This window comes from Mesorhizobium yinganensis (genome assembly GCF_040081985.1).
GTDB classification, from domain to species: domain Bacteria; phylum Pseudomonadota; class Alphaproteobacteria; order Rhizobiales; family Rhizobiaceae; genus Kumtagia; species Kumtagia yinganensis.
This window is the reverse complement of record NZ_JBEBMH010000026.1, coordinates 26,956-51,373: the sequence shown is the minus strand read 5'-3', so window position 1 is coordinate 51,373 and position 24,418 is coordinate 26,956. Positions and strand designations below refer to the sequence as shown.

Sequence of the window (24,418 nt, the reverse complement as noted above, 5' to 3'; positions counted from 1 at the left end):
AATGTTGCAGATTATTCGATGAGGCAGCCGCAATGATGAACTCAGCCACGACGACAGTCGACGAAGTGAAGGATCTGATCGTGCAGACGCTTGCGCTCGATGATCCGGACAGGATCGAGGGCGCTTCGACGGCCTTGTTCGGCAACATGCCGGAACTCGATTCGATGGCGGTGGTCAATTTGATCATGGCGCTTGAGTCCCGCTTCGGCTTTGCCATCGACGACACCGATTTCACGGCAGAGGTTTTCGAAACGGTCGGCTCGCTGGCGAAATATGTGGAAGGCAATCGTTGTCAATAAGCCGCTCTCGAGTCGACGGACTCCCGTCGGCTCACCTTATATCGGGAAGCGGCGTTGTGCTGGTCTCCCTGGCTGGGCCGATCTTGCTCGGCTGAATCCGAGAATGCGTATCCCGTCAGGAGGCCGGTAGCATGCAGCTTGAGACGCAGCGCCCCGTGTCGATCATCGTCGTCACCTACAACAGTGCCTCCGTCCTGCCGCCGCTGCTGGACTCAGTGCAAGACGGGCTGGCCGGCGTCGATAAGTATGCCGTCGTCATCGTCGACAATGATTCTCGCGATGGATCGGCCGAACTTGCAGAAGCCCATCGTGTCGGTCCGACCGTCATTCGCATGGGCCGCAATGCCGGCTATGCCGCGGCGATCAACGCAGGAACGGCGGTGATCGATCCACGCTCGGACATCCTGATCCTCAATCCCGATCTCCGGCTCTATCCCCATGCGGTGAAGCCGCTGATGGAGTTGACTGACGATCCGTCGGTCGGCGTGGCGGTTCCCCGAAACTTCAAGGAAGACCAGACCACCGATCCGACGCTGCGCCAAGAGCCCTCGATCATTACCGCCTGGGCCGAAGCCATCCTGGGAGGCAAGCTGGCGGCACGGATCGGCCTCGGCGAAATCGTCGGCGATCTCGCTCGCTACGATGTTCGGCGCAGGATCGAGTGGGCGACCGGATCGGCCTTGCTGGTTTCGTCGCGCGCCCGGGCCGCCGTGGGCGCGTGGGATGAATCCTATTTCCTCTACAGTGAGGAGGTCGACTATCAGAGAAGGGTCCGCGAAGCGGGCTTCGACATCGTCTACGAGCCTCGCGCCGAGGTCATGCATGCCGGCGGCGAGAGCGGCGTCAACCCGCGTCTCTTCGCGCTGCTGACCGCCAACCGGATACGCTATTACGGACGCAATCACGGCCGCGTGGCGACCTGGCTGTTCCGGTTGGGTATCGTCGTGGGAGAAGCCCTCAGATACCATCGCGGGTCGGTCCACAAGGCGGGCTTGCGCAGCGCGATCTATCCCGCGCGATGCGCCCGCGACTTCTTGGCAAATCAACCGGGCTGAAGCGGTGTTGGCGGCGAGCGAACTGCGGATCGTGAATTTCCACGGAATAGGCAAGCCGGGGCGCGCCTACGAGCCGGGAGAGGCCGCCTATTGGATCAGCGCGGAACGTTTTCGCGATATCCTTGACCGCATCGCCGACCATCCCGACCGGGATCGGCTGGCGATCACTTTCGACGATGGCAACAGTTCGGACCTGGCAATCGGCGCTCCGGAACTGCGGCGGCGCGGCCTGACCGCGCAGTTTTTCGTGCTCACGGGTCGCATCGGCGAGGCCGGGTCGCTGAGCGATGATGATATCCGCAGGCTGATCGACGCAGGCATGGATATCGGGAGCCACGGCATCGCGCATCGCGACTGGTCCAGCCTCGCCAGCGAGGACCTGGAGGACGAACTGGTCTCGTCGAAAACCCTCTTGGAGGGCCTGTGTGGCATGCCGGTTCGATCCGCGGCGATCCCGTTCGGACGCTATAATGCAGCGGTCGTCGCAGCCTTGCGCAAGGCCGGCTACGGCACCGCCTATTCGAGCGATGGCGGCAGCGCCAAGAAGTCCGCCTTCCTCAAGCCAAGGACCTCGATCCGGCAGGACACGACGGATGCAGCGCTTGAGCGCCTTTTGTCCGGCCGTGACGATCCCTGGCGTCGCCTTCGCCGCGCAGCGGCGATGACAGTCAAAGAGTGGATATAGAGCGTAAAGCCAATGACGGGTTCAATCATGGATCTTATTAGCCGCGCGTCCATCAAGGTCACCAACGGGCGCGTCATGGCGCGGCGCAAGCTTCACCGCTTGCCACGCGTAACCGTTGTCATTCCCTGCTACAATTATGGCCGCTACCTCCGCCAATGTGTCGCTAGCGTTACCCAGAATCAGCCGGGGATAGACGTCGAGGTCATCATCGTTGACGACAAGTCCACGGACGACAGCCTAGAAGTCGCCTTGTCGATCCAGGCCGCCGATGACCGCGTGCGGGTGATCCGGCATGAGCAGAACAAAGGACACATTGCCACCTACAATGATGGACTGGACGCTGCGACCGGCGAGTTCGTCCTGCTCCTGTCCGCCGATGATCTGGCGACGCCTGGGGCGTTGACTCGGGCCGCGGAACTGTTGACCGCGGAACCGTCCGTCGGCCTCGTCTACGGAAATGCTATACATTTCAGCGGCGACCTGCCGGCCAGTCGCAGCGAAGGAAAGGAATGGATCGTCTGGCAGGGCGTCGATTGGCTGCGCGACCGCTGCCGGTCGGGTTACAATATCGCCGCTTCTCCAGAGGTTGTGATGCGGACGTCCGTGCTGCGGTCGACTGGCGGCTACCGGCCGGACCTTCCGCATGCCGGAGATTTTGAGATGTGGCTGCGCACATCGGCCGTCGCGGACATCGGATACCTCGTCGGCGTGGATCAGGCCTATTACCGCCAGCATGCGGTGAACATGAACAAGAAGGATTTCAACGCAGGCACCGCGCGCGGACAGTTTGTGGATCTGAAACAGCGTTGGCAATGCTTTGAAGTGGTGTTCGCCGGCGTGGGGCGGAACCTGAAGGACAGATCGAGCCTTCTGCAAATCGCTCGCCGGACATTGGCGAGCCAGGCACTAGAGCGCGTCAATTATGCTTATGCTCGAGGGTTCAAGGGGTTCCCGTCAACGGAATTCGAAGCGTTGGCTACCGAGATCTGGGGCGATGTCTGGTTCTCGAAGAGGGGGCGGGCGCTGGCGAGGCGAAAAAAATTGGGGATGATCTCCCTTCCCATCCATCCGCTGTGGGCAGCATCGGCGATTGCCTGGCGACTTGAAGATGTCGTGCGCCGGTGGCGCTGCCGCAGGATCGGCATTTGAAAGCCGTCAAGCCAGGATCGGACGGAGCCGATGTTCCCGGCAGCGTGCTTGCGCTGCAGCAGAGGTCTTGCGGGCGACGCGGCGGTATCCGGGATTGGCGAAGAGCGAAGGCGCAGTCCGAATTGCACCGAAGCTTCATGGCGGCCTGACTTAACGAGGGCCGCTATGGTGAGCCTGCGGAAATAATCTTCGCCGGGACGCCCACAGCAACGGCGCCAGCCGGGACATCAGAGAGGACAACCGCGTTTGCGCCGACGGTGGCCCCCGGGCCGATCTCGACCGCGCCCAGGACACGGCATCCCGCCCCGAAGAACGCACCTTCACGGACGACCGGCCAACGCAACGGCTTCCGTCTCCCGAAGGTTACGCTTCCCATGATCGAGACGTTCTTTTCCATGCTCTCGACGACCAGGACGCAGCCAACCGGATGCGCGATGTAAAGGCCGCCGCCTATCTCGGCGCCTGGCACCAATTCGAGGCCATAAAGACGCAAAAGGCGCCGCTGGAGAACGCCCGGAAGCACTTTGACACGTTTGCGCTGAAGCAGGGTCGCAAGCCGAAACCAGAACATGGCGCGCAACGGAGGATGTCGATAGAGCAGCTTCACGGCAACGCAAAAATTCACTTCCGCTCTATCGGCAACTTCTTCGGGACGTACCCAGCGACAGGCATCCATCGCGAAGAGTTCCAACGCACCGGCCAGCAAGCCGTCGTCGGGTTCCTCGTTCACCCTGCGCTGAATTGTCATCGGCGATCAACCATTGCAAGTTCTAGCGTTCCGAACGCCGCGGCATTGCCGAAAACGCCGATACGCTGATCGATGAACTACCTGACGGCATCGCGATCGACGCAGAGCGCGCGCCGGAAAGCCGTATCCACGGCAGCTCCCGCGTCATCCCACGAGGCGGACACTATGCTATCGGCCGCCTTCCGCGACAGGCAGTCGTAGTCAGGATCGACGACAATTTTCTCAAGAGCGGACGCCAGCGCATGCGGCGTCGTTTCCGCGTAGCGAACATGATCGCTCTGCATGACCATGCGATTATGTTCGGCATCGTTCATGACGGGAATGCAACCGGCCGCGAGCATCTCGTAAGGCACGAGCGAGAGGTTCGTCAGCGACAAGGTAAGTCCGGCAAAGCACTTGTTGTAGATCGTGTTCAATTGTTGCGGCGAAACCAGCCCATGATTTATTGCTCGAAATGGAACATCCGCGAGTTTTTCACCGTAGAGGTGAATGTCGATCTGCGGCTGGCGTTTCGCGAATATCTCCAGCGCCAAAAGACCCAACTCTACGCCCCGTCGCGGCGTGCCTGCCCGAGCGTAAAAGGCGACCCCCGATCTCTTTGACCCCGGGTCCCGCTTGTAGCGCGTCGTGTCACATCCAAACGGAAAGTAATCCCCCTCCATTCCGTAGTCGCTTTTCAGTTTTTTGGCGAGCCACTGTCCGGCGGTAATGGCGTGGAAACCCATCTTATAAGTATTCTCTGCAAGAACACTTTGAGCGCCCACTGGTTCGAAATACGGCTCGAAATCCTGCACGAAATAGAACCGTTTTCCCGTGCACCTAGCGTTGAACACGGGATAGGCGGTTGGCCAACCCGTGGCGACGACCGCGTGGGCGTCGGCAATCGTGTCCCCCATGTCCGAGATCTGGTTGGTGAGGCCGTAGTGCTCGCGGGCGACATCCTCGTAATATTTGCGATCCGCGCGGTGGAGATCGTAAAAATAGATCCGGTTGGTGTAGCCCAATCGATCTAGATACCGGATAATCCTGTAACAGGTTGTGTGGCCGCCTGACCCAGGCCCGGCGGGGCCGGTCACCCAATTGACGGTAATCGATTCGCCGGGGGCTACTTTCGGAATGATCGGCGTGAACGGTTGGCTGAGGTCGGCCGCGATCACGTCGCCGGTCTTGACCTGCCACACGATACCTTTCGGCCGCATCCAGTCGGCCACCACCGTTCTGGCCCGATCGGTGATGCCACGATGTCCTTCGTTCGCCAGAATGCTCTTCACCTGGCGGCTACGCCGCTCGGCCTGCCGGCGTGCGGAGCTCAAAGTCGAAGCGATCATGACAGGCAAATATCCCCAATACTGCGCAAATTGACTCGTTCACTCGCTCACCCAAGCAGAGTGATAACACGTCGCGGAGCGCGAATTTCAACCGTTCCGCCTGCGGGGAGAAAGCTGGCAATTCGGATGAAGGCGTTGAATCAATCGTCCTAGCAGGTCAGTCGAAAACGTGGGAAGACACGGAAACTGCATGGAGCTATTCGGCAAGGGGCTTGGACTCCGCACTTGTGGGTCAGAGCTGAAGTACAGGGGAGCCTTCGAGCCCCTGAATGGGTGGCAGTTTTCCCTGGGGCGAAATCTCATCATGAGCGGTGTAGACCTACGGCCCGATCGATCGACCCTGCGGCGACGTTGGCGCTCCCTGGCAATCATCGCTGCCGCGTCCACCGCGATCGTGTTTGTAACGCTGGCGGTGCCGGATATCTATCACTCCATCGCAAGAAGGGCGGAGGAGCCGATGCAGATCCCGGCTGCTCTTGCCCAGCCGACTGTGGTGGCCGGCGCGCCCGGCGGTCCAGCGTCTCCTGCCTCCAGGAGCGAGCCAATACCGGCAGGCTTTCCGGACGAATCCACGACGGGTGTTCCAGACGAGACCTTGCTAACCCCCTATACCGGCCCGATGAGAATCACCCAGAACGAAACGGTGATAGAAAACAAGATCATCGTTGGCTCCCTGTGGATCAGGGCCGACAATGTCGTCCTCCGCAACTGCAGGCTCAACTATACCGCATGGTGGGGTATCGATGCCGAGGGCGCCAAAAACATCACCGTCGAGAATTGCGAGATTGTCGGGCCTGGGTACGGCGGTGACAGCAACGCGGCTATCCTGGGAAGCGGCAACTTCCTTAGAAATAATATATCACGATCCGAGAATGGAATTGTTCTGCAAGGCGGCGCAAGTCTCGTAAAGGGAAACTACATTCATAACCTTGAGGACAAATCGGCCGACCCTCACTATGATGGAATTTCCGTTCAAGGCGGTCAGGACGGCGTCCTTATCGAGGGCAATACGGTCATCGCTCGGGACACGTCGAACATATTCATCAAAAACGATTTCGGCCCGATCTCGAATGTTACCGTCAACAACAACTATCTTGCCGGAACGCCGGGGATCAATATCTACGTCGATGGCCGCGCCTCGGGAGGTCCGATCGTTGGGGTTTCAATCACGAACAACCACCTGGTGAAAGGCGGCTACGGATACTACTCGGTCGACAATAGCACCCCGACGATTTCCGGAAACATCGAACTTCCCGGCGAGACGCTGATAACCCAGCCGGATCCGGCCACTCCCGCGCAGCCCTGATGGTCACACATTCCATGGGACTGATAACGAGGAACCATCTTGCGCAGCGAGCAGTCCGGCGCGTGGGCGTCCAGCGATTTCGACGGTTTGAAACGAAGGATTGCAGAAAATACGCCAAGTCTCGCAGCGTCGGGCGGCACCTCTATCTTAATTTCCGGGATTCTGCGACCGTGTCATATGTCGATTGGTGAAGGCGGGTTGTGGTGACAGCCAGCGAGAGCGGGATGGGAGGCGGATCGGTTCGCAAGCCGAGGCTGAGGTCACGGGAGCAGGCCCGCGGCAACAGGCGCGAGGTGGTTGCAGCTCCGGCCACCAAGCGCTTGGCATGGCCGCTGCTTGTCTTTCTGCCGAGCCTGATAATTCCCTGGATAATAACGCTAGGCCCTTTGCGCCTGACGATGTACCGGTTTGTTTTGCTCGGATTGTTCGCGACTGTCGTCGTCAAATGGGTGAAGGATCTTAGCGCGCGGCCGTTGCTTGCGGACATGGCTGTCATTGCGTTTTGTGCCTGGTGCATGCTGAGCATGTTTGTCATTCACGGAATCGGCGTCGGGCTACAAACCGGCGGCATCCTCTTCATCGAGACCATGGTCCCGTATCTGATGGGCCGGTGCTATGTCCGTAGTGCGGACGATTATTACAAGGCGCTTCGTCTCCTGTTTTTTATCGTCCTCTGCCTGCTCCCGTTCGCTCTCGTTGAGGTCATGACGGGCGCGAAGCCGCTTATCAGGCTGTTTGGAGCTGTTCTGCCGTCGGTGGAAATAACCATGATGCAGCCAAGAATGGGCCTTTGGCGAACCCAAGGTCCATTCGAGCACTCGATACTCTTCGGGGCCGTTTGCGGAAGTATCGTAGCGGGAGTGTATCTCGTTCTCGGCCGAGGCAAAGGTTTCATGACCCGCTGCTTGATGACAGGCGCGGTCGTGCTGACGGGATTCTGCGCGCTTTCCTCCGCTCCCATTGCGGGAATGATGGTTCAGATACTTCTTATGGTCTGGAATTCATTGCTCAGGGCGGTCAAGGCCCGATGGTTGATCCTTGTGGCCGCGGCGTTGACGATGACCACGGTCATTGGTTTCGGGTCGAATCAAGGTGTGATCAAATGGTACATTTCGCACTTCACCTTTGATGGCCAGACGGGATGGTTTCGCCTCCTGATCTGGGACTTGGGAACCGAGTCGGTCCGCAACCATCCGCTGTTTGGAATTGGCTTCAACGAATGGGCGCGCCCTGCCTGGATGCCGGGAAGTATCGACAATTTCTGGCTTCTGATGGCAGTGCGTCACGGCTTGCCGGCCTCCTTGTTGTTTTTCCTCGCATTCGCGTTGCTTTATGGGGCGGCGGTACGGAGAGGCGGGCTGGACGAGGCTGCGGCGGCCTGCAAGCTTGCGTACCTCATCTGCCTTACAAGCTTCTTCTTCGTCTCATGGACGGTTCATTTTTTGAACGCTCCTTATGTCCTGTATATGTTCATATTTGGCAGCGGCGCCTGGATCGGTACGGCGCCCAAGACCCAGTTCTCGTCGGAACGGCCTTTTCTGAGGCGACAACGTAGCGGAACTCCCTCGTCCGCGACCCCAGGGAGGCGGTCGCACGCAATGCCGCGCGCGGCAGCCGGCGACTCGCCCGAATAAACCGGCGGGATGGACGTATTCGATTCAGCCATCGCGAGAAGTGCGAGCGGGGTCCGGCAACGACCGGGCATTCAGTTGCTCGGGCATCGTGGTCGAGAGACGTCATGATGCGGCAGGGGCGTTTCATCATGCAACGTTCAACGCATCGGCGCTCGTACTGCTCGGCGCGATGATTTGACGAGGTGCGATACCACCCGATCGACATCCGTCCGCCATCGGCACTGAAATCTTTCGCGGGGGTGTACGGCCGTCTATATCAAACGAGTTATGGCGGATGACACCTAAGTGTGCCGCTGTTCGACTGCCCTTGGTGGATGCCGCCGTGTAAAATTTCCGGAGCATCGAAAAACGCTGGTTGCTGTCCAGACTGACTGGGGGTTCACGTGACCTATTTGCACGAAATGAATGCGGACAACGGTTTGATCTCGAGCGAGATCGACCGCGACAAGGGCAAGGAACTGCATGAGAAGTTTCGAAGTGGAAACCCTTACCCGCACATCGTGGTCGACGATTTCCTGCCGCCGAGCATTCTCGAAACATGCCTTCGGGAATTTCCGGATGGATCGGACAAGGCTGAGCAGAAGTTCGATAGGGCTCAAGAACGTTTGAAGGAAAGCTTCAATCCCGACACGCTTGAGCCGACGGTACGCACGCTGTTCTATTCGTTCAACTCGCGGCCTTTTGTCAGGCTGGTTGAGAACATCACGGGAATCAGCGGACTGATTGCCGATCCCTATTTTGCCGGCGCCGGCTTTCATCGTGTTTCCCAGGGTGGCCACCTTTCGATTCATGCCGACTTCAACCATCACAAGCCCATGAATCTGGAGCGCCGCGTTAACGTCCTGATCTATCTGAACAAGGACTGGCGCGCGGAGTATGGCGGGTCATTTGAATTGTGGGACAAGCAGATGACCAAATGTGAAAATTCGGTCGTCCCCAGTTTCAACAGATGCGTGATGTTCAATACAACGCTTGAGAGCATGCACGGCAATCCGCAGCCCGTTAATCACCCTCAGGGTGTGCCGCGGCGGTCAATCGCTCTCTATTACTATACGGCGACCTGGAATGAGACGATGCGGGACGCGACCACCCAGTTCCGGGTTCGGCCCGGCTCGGGCGATCGGGTGGATTGGAAGATCAAGATCGCGGAAGTCGCGACGGAACTCACGCCTCCATTGATGGCCCGCAACCTGCGGCGCTTGAAGAAGCGCTTCGCTGGTGCGCATTAAGTGCGCATCGACCGTCTCCAGCCGGATACATTAGGACCTCTCTGACCGGTAGCGCACCGCTGGCGCCAGTGCGACCAAATGGAGGGATGGTGAGATAACATAGCCTGGTGACAGGCCGCGGTGGGCGTCTGGGTGTTGGCACCACACTTTGAACTGTGACGCGCGACGCCTGACCATATGCTCGAGGCCGGTGGACGGCTCTCGTCGGGCGAATTTGCCGCGCGCACGTGCGCCGGACCGGCTCTTCTCCCCTCGTTCACGCGGGGTAGGAAAGGTCCACTTTCAGAAACAGCCGCGCTGCACATTTCGGTTTCGAATGAGGTGCCCGCCTCATCCGCTTAAGCCGCGGCCTTACGCCTTTCGGATGCGACTCCAGCCTTAAGGGCAGGCAGCATCTTGGAGCACCCTGAGCAAGAATAAATGAGTAATTTCAGGCCTGGTATTGATCCAGGGCCTTGGCGTCGGAGAATATGTCGTGACTGCTCCCGTTATTCCAAAGGGAATCCTTCCATGAGGATCGCGGTTATTGGTACTGGTTACGTCGGCCTCGTGACCGGCGCTTGTCTCGCTCATGTCGGCTGGGACGTGACGTGCGTCGATAATGTTCCGGGCAAGATTGAAGGCCTTAGGAGCGGCATCGTGCCGATCTATGAGCCGGGCCTCGAGGATCTGGTGCTGGCCAACAAGGATCGCCTCCGATTCACCACCACTCTGGCCGATGCGATAGACGGCGCCGAGATCATCATCATTGCGGTTGGCACGCCGACTCGCAAGCTCGATGGCAACGCTGATCTCCGTTACATCTTTGCCGCGGCAAAGGAGATTGCTCAGTCGCTGCGGCATTATGCGGTCATCGTTACAAAATCGACCGTCCCGGCCGGCACGAGCTTCCAGATCAAGCGCATCATCGCCCAGGCGAATTCACGCCTCGACTTCGACGTTGCCTCAAACCCCGAGTTTCTGAGGGAAGGCAACGCGATCGACGATTTCCTGAACCCCGACCGGATCGTAATCGGAACCGAGAGCGGCGTCGCCGCGCGCTTGCTGGAAAATCTGTACCGGCCATTCACCGAAAAGGGCGTGGAACTGATCCGAACCGACATCGTCTCATCGGAGCTCATCAAATATGCGGCCAATACGTTTCTGGCCACGAAAGTCAGTTTCATCAATGAGATGGCCGACATATGCGAAAAGGTCGGCGGCAATATTGACGATGTGGCCCGCGGCATGGGCAGCGACACTCGTATCGGCGAAGCCTTTCTCAGGCCCGGTCCGGGATATGGCGGATCCTGCTTTCCGAAAGACACGCTTGCGATGGCTCGTATCGGCCAGAAGCTGCTTAGTCCTGCTTCGATCGTGGAGGCGGTTATTTCGGTCAATCGCCTCCGCACGCATCGCATGGTGGCGAAAATCGTTCACGCCGCGGGCGATGATGTGCGGGGCAAGCGCATCGCCCTGCTCGGGCTCACGTTCAAGCCTAACACCGACGACGTGCGCGACAGCGTGCCGGTGGTGATTGCGGAGGAGCTTTCGCAGTTGGGTGCGCAGGTGCGGGCATATGACCCGAAGGGAATGGAACAGGCCCGCGGTCTGCTGGGCGACGCTATCGAGTATTGCGAATGCCTGGAGGACGCGGTCACGGACGCGCAGGTCTGTGTCATTGCTACCGAGTGGAAGGAGTTCCGCGAGAAAAAGCCGGGCGAATACAAGCATCTCATGGCGAGGCGCGTGATGGTCGACCTGCGCAACGTATTCTCGTTGAAGGAAATGTCGGAAGCAGGGTTTTCCTATTTTTCTATTGGCCGGCCGGCAATCGAGGATAGGACTGTAAGCCAATATGACCCCTCGACGTTCGAGCGGAAAGTTCGCGTGGATGCCGCGCCTTCTTTCGAACTGTCGGCATACTGACATCGACCAGGCGGCTGCGCATCGAACGGCACGGCCTTCACGACGGCAACAGCCGGCCACCCGGTTATCTTCCGGCCGACGGCTCGGAAGTGCCTTTATGCGCGGTTGATCAAGGCCGGCACACGGGCGCGGTTGAGATCCTTGTTCAAGCTATGCTGGGCCTTCACCGCACACCGCTCACGGTCCGCCGATCAACCGGCGCCAGCGTCCATCGTCCGTCGGCAGCACCGGCGATAAGCTGCTTGACGCTATCGCCCAGACAATCAACAGCTACAAAGCGGAGGTCGGCGCGGGACGTCGAAACTTGTAGCCGGTCAAGTTTGCCACCCGCAAATGGGCAGGCTGGTTTGGCAATTTCAGGCTTGGCGAAGCAGGCTATTCACGCCTGGCTATAGCAGTTTGCGAACATATCGCAACATGCCCCATATAGGCATAGAGGCGGTCGGGTAATATCTTAAGTCAGTCGTTCGCGCGGACAGAAAAACGATTTTAGTAGCCGTATTTATCCGGCGTATACTGGCATTTGTTAAGCACGACACCGACAACATTTGTCTTTTCGGCGAGCAGCCGCTCGCAATAGTCGGCATCGCGGAATGTCGTCGTCTCCGCCGCGACCACCAGCAAAACGCAATCGACATTGGGCAGAAATGCCAGGAAATCGTCATTCGCGAGCATCGGCGGCATGTCGAAGATCGTGATGTCGGGACAGAGCGCCTGCTTGACGCGCTTCAGCGCGTTCGCGGTGTCGGAGTTCTGAAGCAGTTCGGCGGCGAACCGTACCGGGCGGCTGTTCGCCGCGATCGCCACGTTGTCGCTGTAGCGAACGAAGGTGTCGGCAATCTCGACCTCGCCCCTCAGGAAGCTTTCGATCAGCGGCGGATTCTTGAGGCCCAGAAGCTTTGCCACCTGAGGCCGTCGAAGATCGAGGTCGATCAGGGCGGTGCGGCATTCTTTCTGATGGACCAGGCTGAAGGCCAGGTTCAGGCTGACCACCGTCTTTCCGCAGGCCGGCGTCGGTGAAGTTATGGCGACGGAAGTCCATTTGTTCTGCCGCATGTTCTGCAGAAGGGATGTCCGCAGCATGTCGAACGGGACATGGGCCGTGTCGCTGCGATATGCCGTGACGATGCGATTGCGCGCAAAGAGCTTCGGGTCGGCGTGCAGCCCGGGCAGGTTCGCCCAGTTCACTTCGCTGCCCAATCGCAGGCAGGACGAAAACGTCTCGTCGGCTGATTGTTCAGCCGTGAGGCGCAAGCCCCCTTTTTGAAAGGCTGTCTGCGTCCGATCCATGGCCTCGGCCCTGACGTTGTTACTGTTTTGCATGAAGGCACTGAGCCGCCGGTTTCAGGAATAATTGCCAAAGGACAATTTCAGTTCGGCTATTCGATGAATAATGTCGGGGAAGACGAAATAGAGCGTGGATATTCCGAAAATCAGCGCGAGCGCCGCTATGGAAGCGGTTGCCAGATGCCTGGATATGAAGTTGGGTCTGTATTGAACCGGCTCAGCAATATAAGGGATCGTGGCAAGCGGCTGGATCTGAAGTTTGTTCATCAGATCGGCGGGGCGCCGTATCGTCTTGTTGAGAATCTCCAGCAGCGCGATCAGGCCGAATCCCATCCCCAGGCCTCCGGCAACGCCAAGGCCGGCGATGCGCTTCCGGCTTGGACGAATCGCATCCTGTGGGGGCACGGCCGGCTCCAGGATCGAGAACCGTACGCCCTTCGACAGCGCCTCGATCTGTTGGCCCGTGGACGCCTCGGCAAGCCGCTCGACGGCGGTGTTGTACTGCGACTGGATGTTCTCGCGATTCCGCTCGAGAGCGTTGAGGGTCGTTTCATTGGCGGGCGTGGCAGCGATCGTCTGCCCAAGTTTGGCAATGCTCTCGCGGATCGAGACCTGCGACTGGGCGATGAACTGCAGCCGTTCGTCGATATCGGCGAGTTGCAGGTCAAGCTCCGACTTGATTTGCTTGTCTCCTGATTGCTCCGTGGAGGTCTGCCTGTCGCCGAGACCCGCCTGCAACGCAGCGATGCGCTTTCGAAGCGCTTGGATGTTTGGGCTGTTTTCGGAGAAAATCGCGAGCTGGTCGGAAAGTGCGCGGTGCAGGTCGAGAAGCTGCTGCTGCTCGAACGTGATCGGGCCTGATTTTGCAACCTGGCCGGTCGTTTCATAAACCAGAACCAGCGTATTGCGCCGGCTGCGAAGTTCGGACTGTTCGCGCTCCAGGCTCAGCAGGCTTTGCTGCTGGCTCATTTGCTGGCTTCTCCGGAACTCCAGACTGTCGGGAAGTGTCTCGCTGTTCTCGTTTTTGAATTTCAGGATGTCCGTCTCGACCTTGGTCAGGTCCGCCTTCAGCCTCGTGACCTCCCGCTCGAAGAATTGCAGGGTGTCGCCCGCGCGGTCGTTGCGCTGTTGGGCGTTGCGGTCGAGGATCAGCTTCGTCAGTTCGTTGGCGACATCCGCGGCGAGCTGTCTGTCATTCGCCTCGAAGGCTACGTCGAAAACCGTCGCATCCTGGCTTTGCGCGGGACCGAGAAAAGACTGTTCGAACACCATGCGCAATCGCATGTCGTCGATTATGTCCTCCTTGGACATTTCGGCAGCCTCGGCGCCGTAGATGTTGAGCTTGGCGGCGAGCCTCAGAATGTTGTCGTTGGTCGTGGCCTGCTGCTGGACGATCAACATCTGGTCCACGGGATTGGTCGAGACGGTGGAGCGCGCCAACTGCAGCGGGATCTGCGGAGCCTCGACAAGTATTTTCGAGGTTGCCCGATAAACCTTCGGCGTATTCATCGCGATGACGACAGAAATCACAGCGGCGACGACGGCGATCAGGGCGACGTAAGGCGCCCTCCGCCAGAGGATGGACAGATAGAATCGGAGGTCGAAATCACCCATTGCGAAGGTTGCCTTGAGAAAGACTCTTGTAGCGCGGTCATTCTCAATCGGACCCGGCAAGGAAAATAGATCATCGATAGGGGAGGGGGAAGGGACAATCCCAACGGCCACTAGTCCCTATGGCTTAGCCCTTTCAACCGATGCATGAGCAGCCGCCAGACGTCCGTGCGCCCTGCCGACGCCGGGTCATTCCTGTATGTCTCCGGCAACGATACGTCGCCCGCAAATGCTGGTGCGGCGGCTGATTTGAAGGATGCACAGGTCCACGGCTGACCTGTCCGCCAACGCCCACAGCGCGCGCACCATAGTCGCATGGCGTATACTCCATATTCCCATCTACCCACTTTGGGAGTGCAAAGCACACCGATTGATGTCGTTTGCGCGGCGTCCAAAGCTGGCAGAATTGGCCCTATCTGAAGCCATCTCTTCGATTGCCTTGAAGAAAAATGGGAGCGGCTTCGAGCTAGATCGTAAGCGACGCCTAGAAATTCTCGGCTAAACGAATGCCTGGGGGATGCGGTGACAAGTACTCGAGAAATCGTCTTTATAGATCCTGCCATTGATGACTTCGATACCCTGCTCGGCGGGATCAGGACGGGCGTCGAGCAGATTGTCCTGTCGGGCGATGAGCCTGCGATGGCTCAAATGGCGCGCACCTTGGGCGATCGATCGGACCTCGAGGCAATCCATATCGTCGCCCACGGCCAACCTGGCGAGATCAGCTTTGCCGCCGGGCCGGTGACGATCGAGTCGATCGGTCACGACGCAGCCGAAATCGCCGGTCTTGGCCGCGCTCTCACCGAGGATGCGGCCATCCTCGTTTGGGCATGCCGGACCGGGGCAGGGGAGCGGGGCGCCGCCTTCGTCGACGCCTTCGCAAGAAGGACGGGAGCGAACACTCTCGCCGCGGGCGGTTTTGTCGGAGCTGCGAGCCGGGGCGGAGAATGGTCGCTGGCCGGCGAGACCGGCTCCATCCGCCCGCCGCTGACCTCGGCTGGGATGTCCGCCTATGCGGGACTGCTGGCCACCTTCAACGGTACGAACGGAGCCGATACGGCGGATGCGTCGAAGGGGACGCTCACCGGCTTTTCCGGCGGCACGCCCGCACAGTTGCAGGACAATAGCGGTGACACGTTCAACGGCGGCAACGGCGCGGACACGATCGTCGCCGGCAACGGTGACGACACCATCAACATCGGCAACGGCCAGTTTGTCGCCGGGGAGTCGATCCAGGGTGGCGGTAATACCAGCAGCGGCGTGCGCGACCAGATCGTCCTCACCAGCCTCGGCACCACAGTCGACTTTTCCGTGGGCACCGTCGCGGGCATCGAGACCCTGACCGGCAGTCTTCTTGGCGATACCGTGACAATGACGGCCGCACAGTGGTCCGGCTTCCTCACCATCAACCTCGGTATCGGGACCGACGTTCTGAACGTCGTAGCCAGCGGCAACATCTCCACACTCGGCACGCCTTCGATAAGCAGCGTTGAAACCGGAAATCTGGTCGGTACATCCGGCACGGATTCGGTGACGCTGACAGGGGCTCAGTTGAACGCCATCGTGGTCGGCTCCGGCACCATCAATCTTGGCACCGGCACGGGCGACACGATCAATCTGACCTCGACTTCGACGACATTGAATACGCTGGGTTCAACCAACGCTTCGATCCAGGGCGTCGAGGTGATTTCTTTCTTCGCGGCCACTGCCGGCGTGGCCATTTCGTTGAGCGGCCAGACCGAAGCTTTCACCATCACAGGCAGCAATCAGGCTGACACGATCACCGGCGGCACAGGCGCCGATGTGATTGCGGCTGGTGGCGGTGACGACACGGTCAATCTTGCCAATGGCCAGTTCGTCGCCGGGGAGTCGATCGATGGCGGGGCCAACACGGGAAGCGGGCTGCGCGACCAGGTCGTGCTGACCAGCAGCGGCACCACGGTCGATTTCTCCACGGGCGCGGTTTCGGGAATCGAGACGCTGACCGGCAGCGCGAGCAGCGATACGGTCACCATGACCACGGCGCAGTGGGCTGGTTTCATCACCATCAATCTCGGAAGCGGCACGGCCGATGTGCTGAACGTCGTGGCCAACGGTAACATCTCAGCCCTGGCGACCCCGGCCTTGAGCGGTGTCGAAACCGGCAGCCTGACCGGCACCGGCGGCAACGATTCCGTGACGCTGACCGGAGCCCAGCTCAATGCCATCTTGACCGGATCGGGAATCATCAACCTCGGCGCCGGCACGGGCGATACGATCAATCTGACCTCCATCTCGACCGAACTGAACACGCTTGGGTCGACAAACACCTCCATTCAAGGCGTCGAAGTCATCTCGGCTTTTGGGGCTGCCGCGGGCGTGACCATAGCGTTGGGCGGCCAGACCGAAGCTTTCACCATCACAGGCAGCAATCAGGCAGATGTCATTACCGGCGGCACGGCTGCGGATGTGATCGCCGCCGGCGGCGGCGACGACACGGTCAACCTGGCCAACGGTCAGTTCGCTGCCGGAGAATCGATCGACGGTGGCTCCGACACCGGAAGCGGTGTGCGTGACCAGATCGTGCTGACCAGCGGCGGCACCACCGTCGATTTTTCGACGGGCACGGTTTCCGGCGTCGAGACGCTGACGGGCAGCTCCAGCAGCGACACGGTCACCATGACGGCCGCACAGTTCGCCGGCTTTGCTGCGATCAATCTCGCAAGCGGTACGTCGGACGTACTGAACATCGCCGCCAACGGCGATATTTCTGCACTGGCGGCGCCATCGGTGAGCGGTGTCGAAACCGGCAACCTGACGGGCACCGGTGGCAACGACACGGCAACGTTGAGCGGCGCGCAACTCGACGCCATCCTGGCGGGCGCCGGGACGATCAACCTTGGCGCGGGCACGGATGACGCCATCAACCTGACATCCACATCCACCAAACTGAATACACTGGGAGCAACAAATACCGCGATCCAGGGTCTGGAAAGAATTTCCGCAGCCGGTGCCGCCGCTGGTGTAACGGTCGCGCTGGGCGGTCAGACCGAAGGTTTCACCATCACGGGAAGCGACCAGGCCGACAACCTTACCGGCGGTTCGGGCGCGGACACGATTGACGCAGGAGCAGGCGCCGACACGATCAGCGGTGGCGCGGGCAACGACGTCATCGTCTACGATGCCGCCGACGGACTGGTGTCCGGCGGGGCCGACACCGACACGCTTGCGGTGAATGGCGCGGCGTCGATCGATCTCTCGGCTGCGGATCAGAGTGTTGGCGACACTGCCATCCTGACGGGCTTTGAAAACGTCAATGCAAGCGGTTCGGTGCTGGCCGTCAACCTTCTCGGCAGCTCGGGCGCGAACAGCCTGATCGGCGGTGCCGGCGCGGATACGATAAACGGTGGCGCGGGCGCCGACGCGATCGATGGCGGGGCCGGTAACGATCTCATCACCTACAATGCCACCAGCACCTCGATCCTCGGCGGCGCGGACATCGATACCCTGGTGGTCAACGGCGCGGCCACCATCAATCTCTCATCGACCGACCAGACTGCCGTAGACGCGGTCAATGTCGGCGGCTTCGAGAATGTCAAGGCGAGCGGATCGACAGCCGCCGTCAGCATCGTGGGCAGCGCCGCCGCCAACATCCTGACGGGGGGAAGCGGAAACGACACGCTGACCGGCGGTGCTGGCGACGACACCATAGACGGCGGCGCAGGCTCCGGCGACACGGTCGTCTTCGACGGTCTTCGCAACGATTACAGTGTCCTGGTTTCAGGTGCTACTTTCACCATCGCCGACAAGCGGCTGGGTTCTCCGAACGGGACCGACACCGTCACGAATATCGAGAACTTCAAATTCGCCGATGGAACGAAGACTGCCGCGGACCTCAGCCCAGTGCCGGCAAACAAGATCACGATCGAGAACGCCAAGCAGGGCAATCCGAGAAGCGAATGGTACGTCGAGGGCGACGGCGATGGGACCATCCAGGGCTTTGCCACCGAGATCAGCACCAATATAGGCCAAACCGTCGACTTCAAGATCGCGACGGATTCGACCGACTATCGCATCGACATCTACCGCCTCGGCTACTACGGCGGCGACGGCGCACGCAAGGTCGGCACGATCGACAAGCAACTGACCACGGCTCAGGTTCAGCCCCATCCCATCGTCGACATGTCGCGCGGCCTTATCGACGCGGGCAATTGGGCTGTTTCGGCGAGTTGGCAAATCCCCGGGGATGCCGTCTCCGGCGTCTACGTCGCCAAGCTCACGCGCCTGGACGGCTCTGGCGGGGCGAGCCAGATCCCCTTTATCGTTCGCGACGACAGTTCCACCAGTGACATCGTCTTCCAAACGTCGGACACGACGTGGCAGGCTTACAACGCCTGGGGCGGCGCGAGCCTGTATTTCGGCGAGGTACCCGTCGATCCGGCGGACATGATCGGCTACATGCCGCCGAACTGCAGTTGCGGCATTACCGCAATCGGCAGGGCGACGGCCATAAGCTACAACCGTCCCATCATCACCAATGGCAGCCCGACGGGCGGAACACACGACTATATCTTCGGCGCCGAGCACTCGGCGATCCGCTGGCTTGAGGAGAACGGCTACGACGTTTCCTACATTTCCGGAGTAGACAGCGCGCGCAGCGGCAGCCTGCTGCTCAACCACGACGCCTTCCTGTCGGTCGGACACGACGAGTATTGGTCGGGCGAGCAGCGCACCAATGTTGAGGCGGCGCGCGACGCCGGCGTCAATCTGGCGTTCTGGAGCGGCAACGAAGTTTATTGGAAAGTCCGCTGGGAGACCAGCATCGACGGCAATGGAACGCCGTACCGTACCATGGTCTGCTACAAGGAGACTTGGGGCGGCACGCCGGATCCGACCGACACGTCCACCGGAACCTGGCGCGATCCGCGTTTCGCCGAACCGGGACAAAAGCCCGAGAACGCGCTCACCGGCACGATGTTCACGGTCGACAGCTACCGGCTGGACACAATCACCATACCCTATGACTATTCCAAGCTCCGTTTCTGGCGGAACACCGACGTAGCCGAACTGCAGGAGGGCGAGACGCACTCGCTCGTTCAAAACCTGCTCGGCTACGAATGGGACTCCGACGTCGAGAACGGCTTCAGGCCTGCCGGCCTGATCAACATGTCGCTGTCGACAGTGTCGGTGGATTCTTATCTCCGCGACTACGGCACCACCGTGGGCTCGGCGGACGTCACGCATAGCCTGACCATGTATCGCGCTGAAAGCGGCGCGCTGGTGTTCGGGGCTGGCACGGTCTTCTGGTCCTGGGGCCTCGACGACCAGCATGAGGGCGCCGTGACGGCGACCGATCCGAATGTGCAGCAGGCCATGGTGAACATGTTTGCCGACATGGGCATCCAGCCGGGAACGCTGAATGCGAGCCTGATCATGGCGTCCGAATCGACCGACACGGTCAAGCCGATCGCCACGATCACCTCACCCGGCGGCGGGACGTTTGTCGAAGGCGAGCGGGTGACGATTACCGGCACCGCGCAGGATTCCGGCGGCGGTATCGTCGCTGGCGTCGAAGTGTCCACCGATGGAGGGCAAAGCTGGTGGAAAGCTGTAGGACGCGAAAACTGGAGCTATAGCTGGATCGCGCAGGCGACCAACAACTACTCGTTCCTTGCGCGCGCCGTCGACGACAGCCTCAATCTGGGTCTGGCTTCGACCCCCGTGCAGGTGACTGTCAATCTGCCGACGACATCCAGCATCTGGACCTTCGCCGACAAGCCGGCAAAAGAAACTGAGATGGATCGCGACGGCGTCACCCTCGGCGTCAAGTTCCAGGCCGCGACGGGCGGCACGGTGAGCGCGGTCCGCTTCTACAAGGGTTTCTACAACACCGGGCAGCACACGGTCGATCTTTGGACCGCGGACGGCACGAAACTGGCGACAGGCGTCTCGGTGAACGAGGGACTGACCGGCTGGCAGACGGTGTACTTCTCGTCTCCCGTGCACATCAACGCCAACACGACCTACATCGCGTCGTACCACACCAACGGATACTATTCGGTAACGGCCGATTATTTCACCGCGGATCGTACCAATGGTCCGCTTACCGCGCTTGCGGGTGGCGGTGTCTATGCCTACACGAACGATCCCAACGTTTTCCCCAGCGGCAATTCCGGTGGCAGGAATTACTGGGTCGACGTTGTCTTCGCGGCGGATCCCAACGTGGCGCCGGTTGCCACGGACGATACGTTGAGCGTCGGCAAGAACGGGACGCTGGTTATCTCCTTTGCGACCCTGCTCCAGAACGATGTCGACACGAATGGCGACGCGCTCTCGATCACCGGCGTCAGCAACGCGTCGAACGGCACGGTGAGCATCGATGCGCAGCACGGCAACGTGATCTTCACGCCGACTTCCGGCTACAGCGGCCCGGCGAGCTTCTCCTACACTGTTTCGGACGGGCGTGGCGGCACCGATACCGCCGATGCGTCGGTAACGGTTGAACAGGAGCCCGCCGGCGTGTCGCTGTTCAACTACGGCGAAGGGCCAGCAGGCGCGGCGATCAACGAAACCGCATCCCTTGAACTCGGGATGAAGTTCAACGCCTCGACGGCCGGCACGATCACCGGGATCAAGTTCTACAAACCTACGGGCGGCACCGGGCAGCACACCGGTTCGCTCTGGTCGTCGAATGGCGACCTGCTTGCCACCGTCACCTTCACCAACGAGTCGCTTAGCGGCTGGCAGACCGCGACTTTCTCGAATGCGGTGCAGATCACTGCCGGGACGACCTATGTTGCCTCCTATCACAGCACGGGCGTCTACGCGGCCGATCCGAACTATTTCTCCAACGCGGTGACACGCGGGCCGCTGACCGCACTCGCTTCGGGTACAAGCGGAGGGAACGGTGTGTTTGCCTATTCCGCGGCAACCACCTTCCCGAACGCCAGCTTCCAGTCGGCCAACTATTGGGTCGACGTGGTCTTCAAGCAGTCGACCGTCAACAACGTGCCGATCGCCGCGAATGACAATGGCTACGTCGTGTACCATGACACGCAGTTGTCGATCGCTTCGTCGGCCCTTCTCGCGAACGACGTGGACCCGGACAATGATCCGATGACGATCACCGCCGTGAGCGGTGCCGTCAATGGCGCCGTGTCTCTCGACAACCAGACCGGCATCATCACCTTCACACCGGCGGCCGACTACACGGGACCGGCAAGTTTCAATTACACGGTGACGGACAGCCGAGGGGCAACCGCATCGGCAACCGTCAGTATGACGGTTTCGCCCCCGGCGAATACGCAAAGCCTCTTCTCGTCCACAAGCACGCCGGCCAACCTTTCGGTCAGCGATCCCAATTCCGTGGAATTGGGCGTGAAGTTCACCGTTTCTTCCGCGGGGACGATCACCGGCGTACGCTACTACAAGGGTGCTCAGGACACGGGCACCCACACCGGATCCTTGTGGACAAGTGCCGGGGACCTGCTGACCACCGCAACCTTCACGAACGAGACCGTCAGCGGCTGGCAGACCTTGACATTCGCGCAACCGATAACGGTGACCACCGGCGCGACCTACGTCGCCAGCTACCATTCCAATGGCAACTATACGGTCACACCGAACTTCTTCACGGGCAACTACACGAATGGACCGCTGACCGCACCGTCCAGCGCCATCAGCGGCGGAAACGGCGTCTTCTCCTACGGTAGCAGCACCCTGTTCCCGACGTCGAGCTACAATTCCTCGAACTACTGGGTCGATGTCCTTTTCGACCGGGGCAATCAGAATACCGTCCCGGTGGCCGTCGACGATTTCGGGTTCTCGACTGGCCACAACGCCGCATTCTCGGTGTCGGGCAGTGTTCTTCTTGCAAATGACACCGATGCCGACAGCGACCCGCTGACGATCACGGGCGTTGGGAATGCGGTGAACGGTGCGGTCAATTTCGACAATCAGTCGAACACCGTGACCTTCACGCCTACCAACGGTTTCTCCGGAAATGCCAGCTTTACCTACACCGTCTCCGACGGCCACAACGGGACCGACACCGCCCAGGTGACACTCAACGTCGAGCCCGCCGGTGGCGTCCAGACCATTTTCTCGGCCTCCGACGCGCCGCAGACAGTCACGGTCAACGACGCCGACGATGTCGAACTTGGCATGAAATTCCAGGCCGACGTGGCGGGCTGGATCACCGGCTTCCGCTTCTACAAGGGCGCCGAGAATGTCGGTCCGCACGAGGCTCACCTGTGGACATCGACCGGTGACCTGATGGCCGCGGCGACATTCACCAACGAAACGGCGAGTGGCTGGCAGTCGGTCAGCCTGACGCAGGAGGTCGAGATCGCGGCGAATACGACCTACGTCGTATCCTATCACAGCAACGGCTTCTATTCGGCATCGCCTGGCTTCTTCAACAGCGACTTCTCGAACGACAATAACCTTCGCGCATTGTCCAGCGCTGTCAGCGGTGGCAACGGCGTCTATGGATACGGCTCGAGCGGTCTGTTCCCGACCAACAGCTACAACGCGACGAATTATTATGTCGATGTCGCGTTCAGACCGCAGTTGGCGGCGTAGGCGAGAGAATGGAGACTGGCCACAAATCCGACGGTCGTCTGCCCGTCACCGTGCTCACCGGGTTCTTGGGGGCGGGCAAGACGACGATCCTCAACCAGATCCTGCGCAACCGGTCGGGGCGCAAGGTCGCGGTCGTCGTCAATGACATGAGCGAGATCAACATCGACGCCGACCTCGTTCGCGATGGCGGCGCCGATCTCTCGCGGACCACCGAGACGCTCGTGGAACTCAGCAACGGCTGCATATGCTGCACGCTGCGGGACGATCTGCTCAGCACGGTCAGGCAACTCGCCGACGAGCGGCGCTTTGATTACCTGCTGGTGGAAGGGACTGGCATTGCCGAACCTCTGCCGATCGCGGCGACTTTCTCGTTTCGCGACGAGGCGGGTGCCGCGCTGGCCGATGTCGCGAGGCTGGACACGATGGTGTCCGTGGTCGATGCGGCAAACCTGTTGCGGGACTATTCCAGCAAGGACCTGCTGAAGGACCGCGGTGAGGCGCGGGACGGCGATGATGGGAGGACGCTCGCCGATCTCCTCGTCGAGCAGATTGAATTCGCCGATGTCGTCGTCATCAACAAGGTGTCCGACGTCAGCATCGAAAAACGCTTCGAAGTGCGCCGTGTCGTCAAGGCCCTGAATCCGGACGCCCGGATCGTCGAAACCGATTTCGGCAATCTGCCCTTGGAGTCGGTCCTCGACACCGGCCTTTTCAACGAGGCGAAAGCCGCCCGCCATCCGCTCTGGCACAAGGAACTCTACGGCTACGGAAATCACACGCCCGAGACCGAGGAATACGGCATCGAAAGTTTTGTCTACCGCGCGCGCCGTCCCTTCGATCCCGCGAAACTCTACGATTTTCTTCAGCAGGACTGGCCGGGGCTTATCCGCGCCAAGGGCCATTTCTGGCTGGCGACACGTCCTGATTGGGTGGGGTTGCTTTCCGTCGCCGGCGCGCAGCGCCGGGCGGAACCCAAGGCGCTGTGGTGGGCGGTGATGCCCAGGAACCAATGGCCGCGGCATCCGCAGTTCCGTCAATTGCTCGACCGTCATTGGCATCCGGTCTGGGGCGACCGCAGGCAGGAGCTGGTCTTCATAGGGGCAGGAATGTCGAGGGAGGCGATCAGTTCGGCGCTCGACGGCTGCCTGACCGGAGCGGAGGCCGAATTCGATCCGCACGTCCAGGACAATCTCCGGGATCCGTTCCCGCAGTGGCAACACACGCATGCCGCGTGAGCGGCGACTAAAGGGCAAAGGGGTAACAATCATGAACAACGAACTTTATGCAGACGGCATTGGCGAGATCACGGTGACTGGCTCGATCGTCAGGATCGACCTGATGAGCCTGTCGGCCACCGAGCGGGATGAAAAGAACAATCCCAAACCGGTCTTCCGGCAGCGGGTCATCATGCCGGTCGACGCCTTCGCCAACGCCGTCGATCTCATGCAGAAGGCGCTTGCCGGGCTTGTCGAGGCGGGCGCGGTTCGCCGCACCGCCGACATCCAGCGGCTGCCGCGCGCGGACGGTGCCGGCCAGGCCGATGCCGGCCAGCCCGCCCGCAAGACCGACAACATGTCTCCCAATTTCAACTAGTTGGGCCGACAGGCCGGTCGGGCG

The 24,418-nt window shown here is 60.5% G+C and carries 15 protein-coding genes and 2 pseudogenes; 12 read left to right on the top strand and 5 right to left on the bottom strand.

From position 1 onward, the window contains the following. Positions 1–35 precede the first annotated feature (35 nt). The 4 genes from ABMA59_RS29460 to ABMA59_RS29445 all read left to right on the top strand — a co-directional run bounded on the left by ABMA59_RS29460 (position 36) and on the right by ABMA59_RS29445 (position 3,188). Positions 36–299, top strand: a complete 264-nt coding sequence (locus tag ABMA59_RS29460; RefSeq protein WP_349008972.1) for an acyl carrier protein — start codon at positions 36–38, stop codon at positions 297–299. A 131-nt stretch (positions 300–430) separates the two neighbouring features. Beyond that, the gene (locus ABMA59_RS29455) at positions 431–1,354 is read left to right on the top strand and encodes a glycosyltransferase (protein WP_349008941.1); all 924 of its coding nucleotides are present in this window, start codon (positions 431–433) and stop codon (positions 1,352–1,354) included. Between the two features lie 4 nt (positions 1,355–1,358). Next, a complete protein-coding gene (locus ABMA59_RS29450) occupies positions 1,359–2,039 on the top strand; it encodes a polysaccharide deacetylase family protein (RefSeq protein WP_425475999.1) in 681 nt (226 codons plus the stop codon). A 12-nt stretch (positions 2,040–2,051) separates the two neighbouring features. Next, the gene (locus tag ABMA59_RS29445; RefSeq protein ID WP_349008939.1) at positions 2,052–3,188 is read left to right on the top strand and encodes a glycosyltransferase family 2 protein; all 1,137 of its coding nucleotides are present in this window, start codon (positions 2,052–2,054) and stop codon (positions 3,186–3,188) included. 163 nt (positions 3,189–3,351) lie between these two features. On the opposite strand, the gene ABMA59_RS29440 is transcribed toward ABMA59_RS29445, so the two are convergent. Both ABMA59_RS29440 and ABMA59_RS29435 read right to left on the bottom strand, forming a co-directional pair. Then, a complete protein-coding gene (locus ABMA59_RS29440; protein WP_349008938.1) occupies positions 3,352–3,936 on the bottom strand; it encodes a serine O-acetyltransferase in 585 nt (194 codons plus the stop codon). Positions 3,937–4,013: 77 nt separating this feature from the next. Then, entirely contained in the window at positions 4,014–5,264 is a 1,251-nt protein-coding gene (locus ABMA59_RS29435) for a rhamnosyltransferase WsaF family glycosyltransferase (protein WP_349008937.1), read from the bottom strand. Positions 5,265–5,568: 304 nt separating this feature from the next. On the opposite strand from ABMA59_RS29435, the gene ABMA59_RS29430 reads away from it, so the two are divergent. The 4 genes from ABMA59_RS29430 to ABMA59_RS29415 all read left to right on the top strand — a co-directional run bounded on the left by ABMA59_RS29430 (position 5,569) and on the right by ABMA59_RS29415 (position 11,341). Continuing rightward, entirely contained in the window at positions 5,569–6,570 is a 1,002-nt protein-coding gene (locus tag ABMA59_RS29430) for a right-handed parallel beta-helix repeat-containing protein (protein WP_349008936.1), read from the top strand. 386 nt (positions 6,571–6,956) lie between these two features. Beyond that, the gene (locus ABMA59_RS29425; protein ID WP_349008935.1) at positions 6,957–8,204 is read left to right on the top strand and encodes an O-antigen ligase family protein; all 1,248 of its coding nucleotides are present in this window, start codon (positions 6,957–6,959) and stop codon (positions 8,202–8,204) included. 383 nt (positions 8,205–8,587) lie between these two features. After that, a complete protein-coding gene (locus tag ABMA59_RS29420) occupies positions 8,588–9,433 on the top strand; it encodes a 2OG-Fe(II) oxygenase (RefSeq protein WP_349008934.1) in 846 nt (281 codons plus the stop codon). 510 nt (positions 9,434–9,943) lie between these two features. After that, positions 9,944–11,341, top strand: coding sequence for a UDP-glucose dehydrogenase family protein (locus ABMA59_RS29415; RefSeq protein WP_349008971.1), 1,398 nt, complete (start codon positions 9,944–9,946; stop codon positions 11,339–11,341). 489 nt (positions 11,342–11,830) lie between these two features. Here the strand turns inward: ABMA59_RS29415 and ABMA59_RS29410 are convergent, their stop codons facing one another. The 3 genes and pseudogenes from ABMA59_RS29410 to ABMA59_RS29400 all read right to left on the bottom strand — a co-directional run. Next, positions 11,831–12,631: a CpsD/CapB family tyrosine-protein kinase gene (locus ABMA59_RS29410; protein WP_425476000.1), complete on the bottom strand. Its 801-nt coding sequence runs from the start codon at positions 12,629–12,631 to the stop codon at positions 11,831–11,833. A gap of 54 nt (positions 12,632–12,685) precedes the next feature. Then, entirely contained in the window at positions 12,686–13,900 is a 1,215-nt protein-coding gene (locus ABMA59_RS29405; protein ID WP_349008973.1) for a GumC family protein, read from the bottom strand. 111 nt (positions 13,901–14,011) lie between these two features. Continuing rightward, a pseudogene (locus ABMA59_RS29400) lies at positions 14,012–14,242 on the bottom strand (Wzz/FepE/Etk N-terminal domain-containing protein); the annotation flags it as partial. A gap of 519 nt (positions 14,243–14,761) precedes the next feature. Between ABMA59_RS29400 and ABMA59_RS29395 the strand changes: the two are divergent. The 4 genes and pseudogenes from ABMA59_RS29395 to ABMA59_RS29380 form a co-directional block, all read left to right on the top strand. After that, a pseudogene (locus ABMA59_RS29395) lies at positions 14,762–17,380 on the top strand (DUF4347 domain-containing protein); the annotation flags it as partial. Between the two features lie 129 nt (positions 17,381–17,509). Continuing rightward, positions 17,510–22,801, top strand: coding sequence for a DUF4082 domain-containing protein (locus tag ABMA59_RS29390; protein WP_349008970.1), 5,292 nt, complete (start codon positions 17,510–17,512; stop codon positions 22,799–22,801). 8 nt (positions 22,802–22,809) lie between these two features. Then, a complete protein-coding gene (locus tag ABMA59_RS29385) occupies positions 22,810–24,036 on the top strand; it encodes a GTP-binding protein (RefSeq protein WP_349008932.1) in 1,227 nt (408 codons plus the stop codon). Between the two features lie 31 nt (positions 24,037–24,067). Further along, positions 24,068–24,394 (top strand): hypothetical protein, encoded by a 327-nt coding sequence (locus ABMA59_RS29380; protein ID WP_349008931.1) that lies wholly within the window; start codon positions 24,068–24,070, stop codon positions 24,392–24,394. The last annotated feature ends 24 nt before the right edge of the window (positions 24,395–24,418 follow it).

What these genes read in the sequence shown, in the direction of transcription:
- ABMA59_RS29460 (WP_349008972.1), top strand. Translation starts at nt 36, where the DNA reads ATGAACTCAGCCACGACGACAGTCGACGAAGTGAAGGATCTGATCGTG.
- ABMA59_RS29455 (WP_349008941.1), top strand. Translation starts at nt 431, where the DNA reads ATGCAGCTTGAGACGCAGCGCCCCGTGTCGATCATCGTCGTCACCTAC.
- ABMA59_RS29445 (WP_349008939.1), top strand. Translation starts at nt 2,052, where the DNA reads ATGACGGGTTCAATCATGGATCTTATTAGCCGCGCGTCCATCAAGGTC.
- ABMA59_RS29440 (WP_349008938.1), bottom strand. Translation starts at nt 3,936, where the DNA reads ATGACAATTCAGCGCAGGGTGAACGAGGAACCCGACGACGGCTTGCTG.
- ABMA59_RS29435 (WP_349008937.1), bottom strand. Translation starts at nt 5,264, where the DNA reads ATGATCGCTTCGACTTTGAGCTCCGCACGCCGGCAGGCCGAGCGGCGT.
- ABMA59_RS29430 (WP_349008936.1), top strand. Translation starts at nt 5,569, where the DNA reads ATGAGCGGTGTAGACCTACGGCCCGATCGATCGACCCTGCGGCGACGT.
- ABMA59_RS29415 (WP_349008971.1), top strand. Translation starts at nt 9,944, where the DNA reads ATGAGGATCGCGGTTATTGGTACTGGTTACGTCGGCCTCGTGACCGGC.
- ABMA59_RS29410 (WP_425476000.1), bottom strand. Translation starts at nt 12,631, where the DNA reads ATGGATCGGACGCAGACAGCCTTTCAAAAAGGGGGCTTGCGCCTCACG.
- ABMA59_RS29405 (WP_349008973.1), bottom strand. Translation starts at nt 13,900, where the DNA reads ATGGTGTTCGAACAGTCTTTTCTCGGTCCCGCGCAAAGCCAGGATGCG.
- ABMA59_RS29385 (WP_349008932.1), top strand. Translation starts at nt 22,810, where the DNA reads ATGGAGACTGGCCACAAATCCGACGGTCGTCTGCCCGTCACCGTGCTC.
- ABMA59_RS29380 (WP_349008931.1), top strand. Translation starts at nt 24,068, where the DNA reads ATGAACAACGAACTTTATGCAGACGGCATTGGCGAGATCACGGTGACT.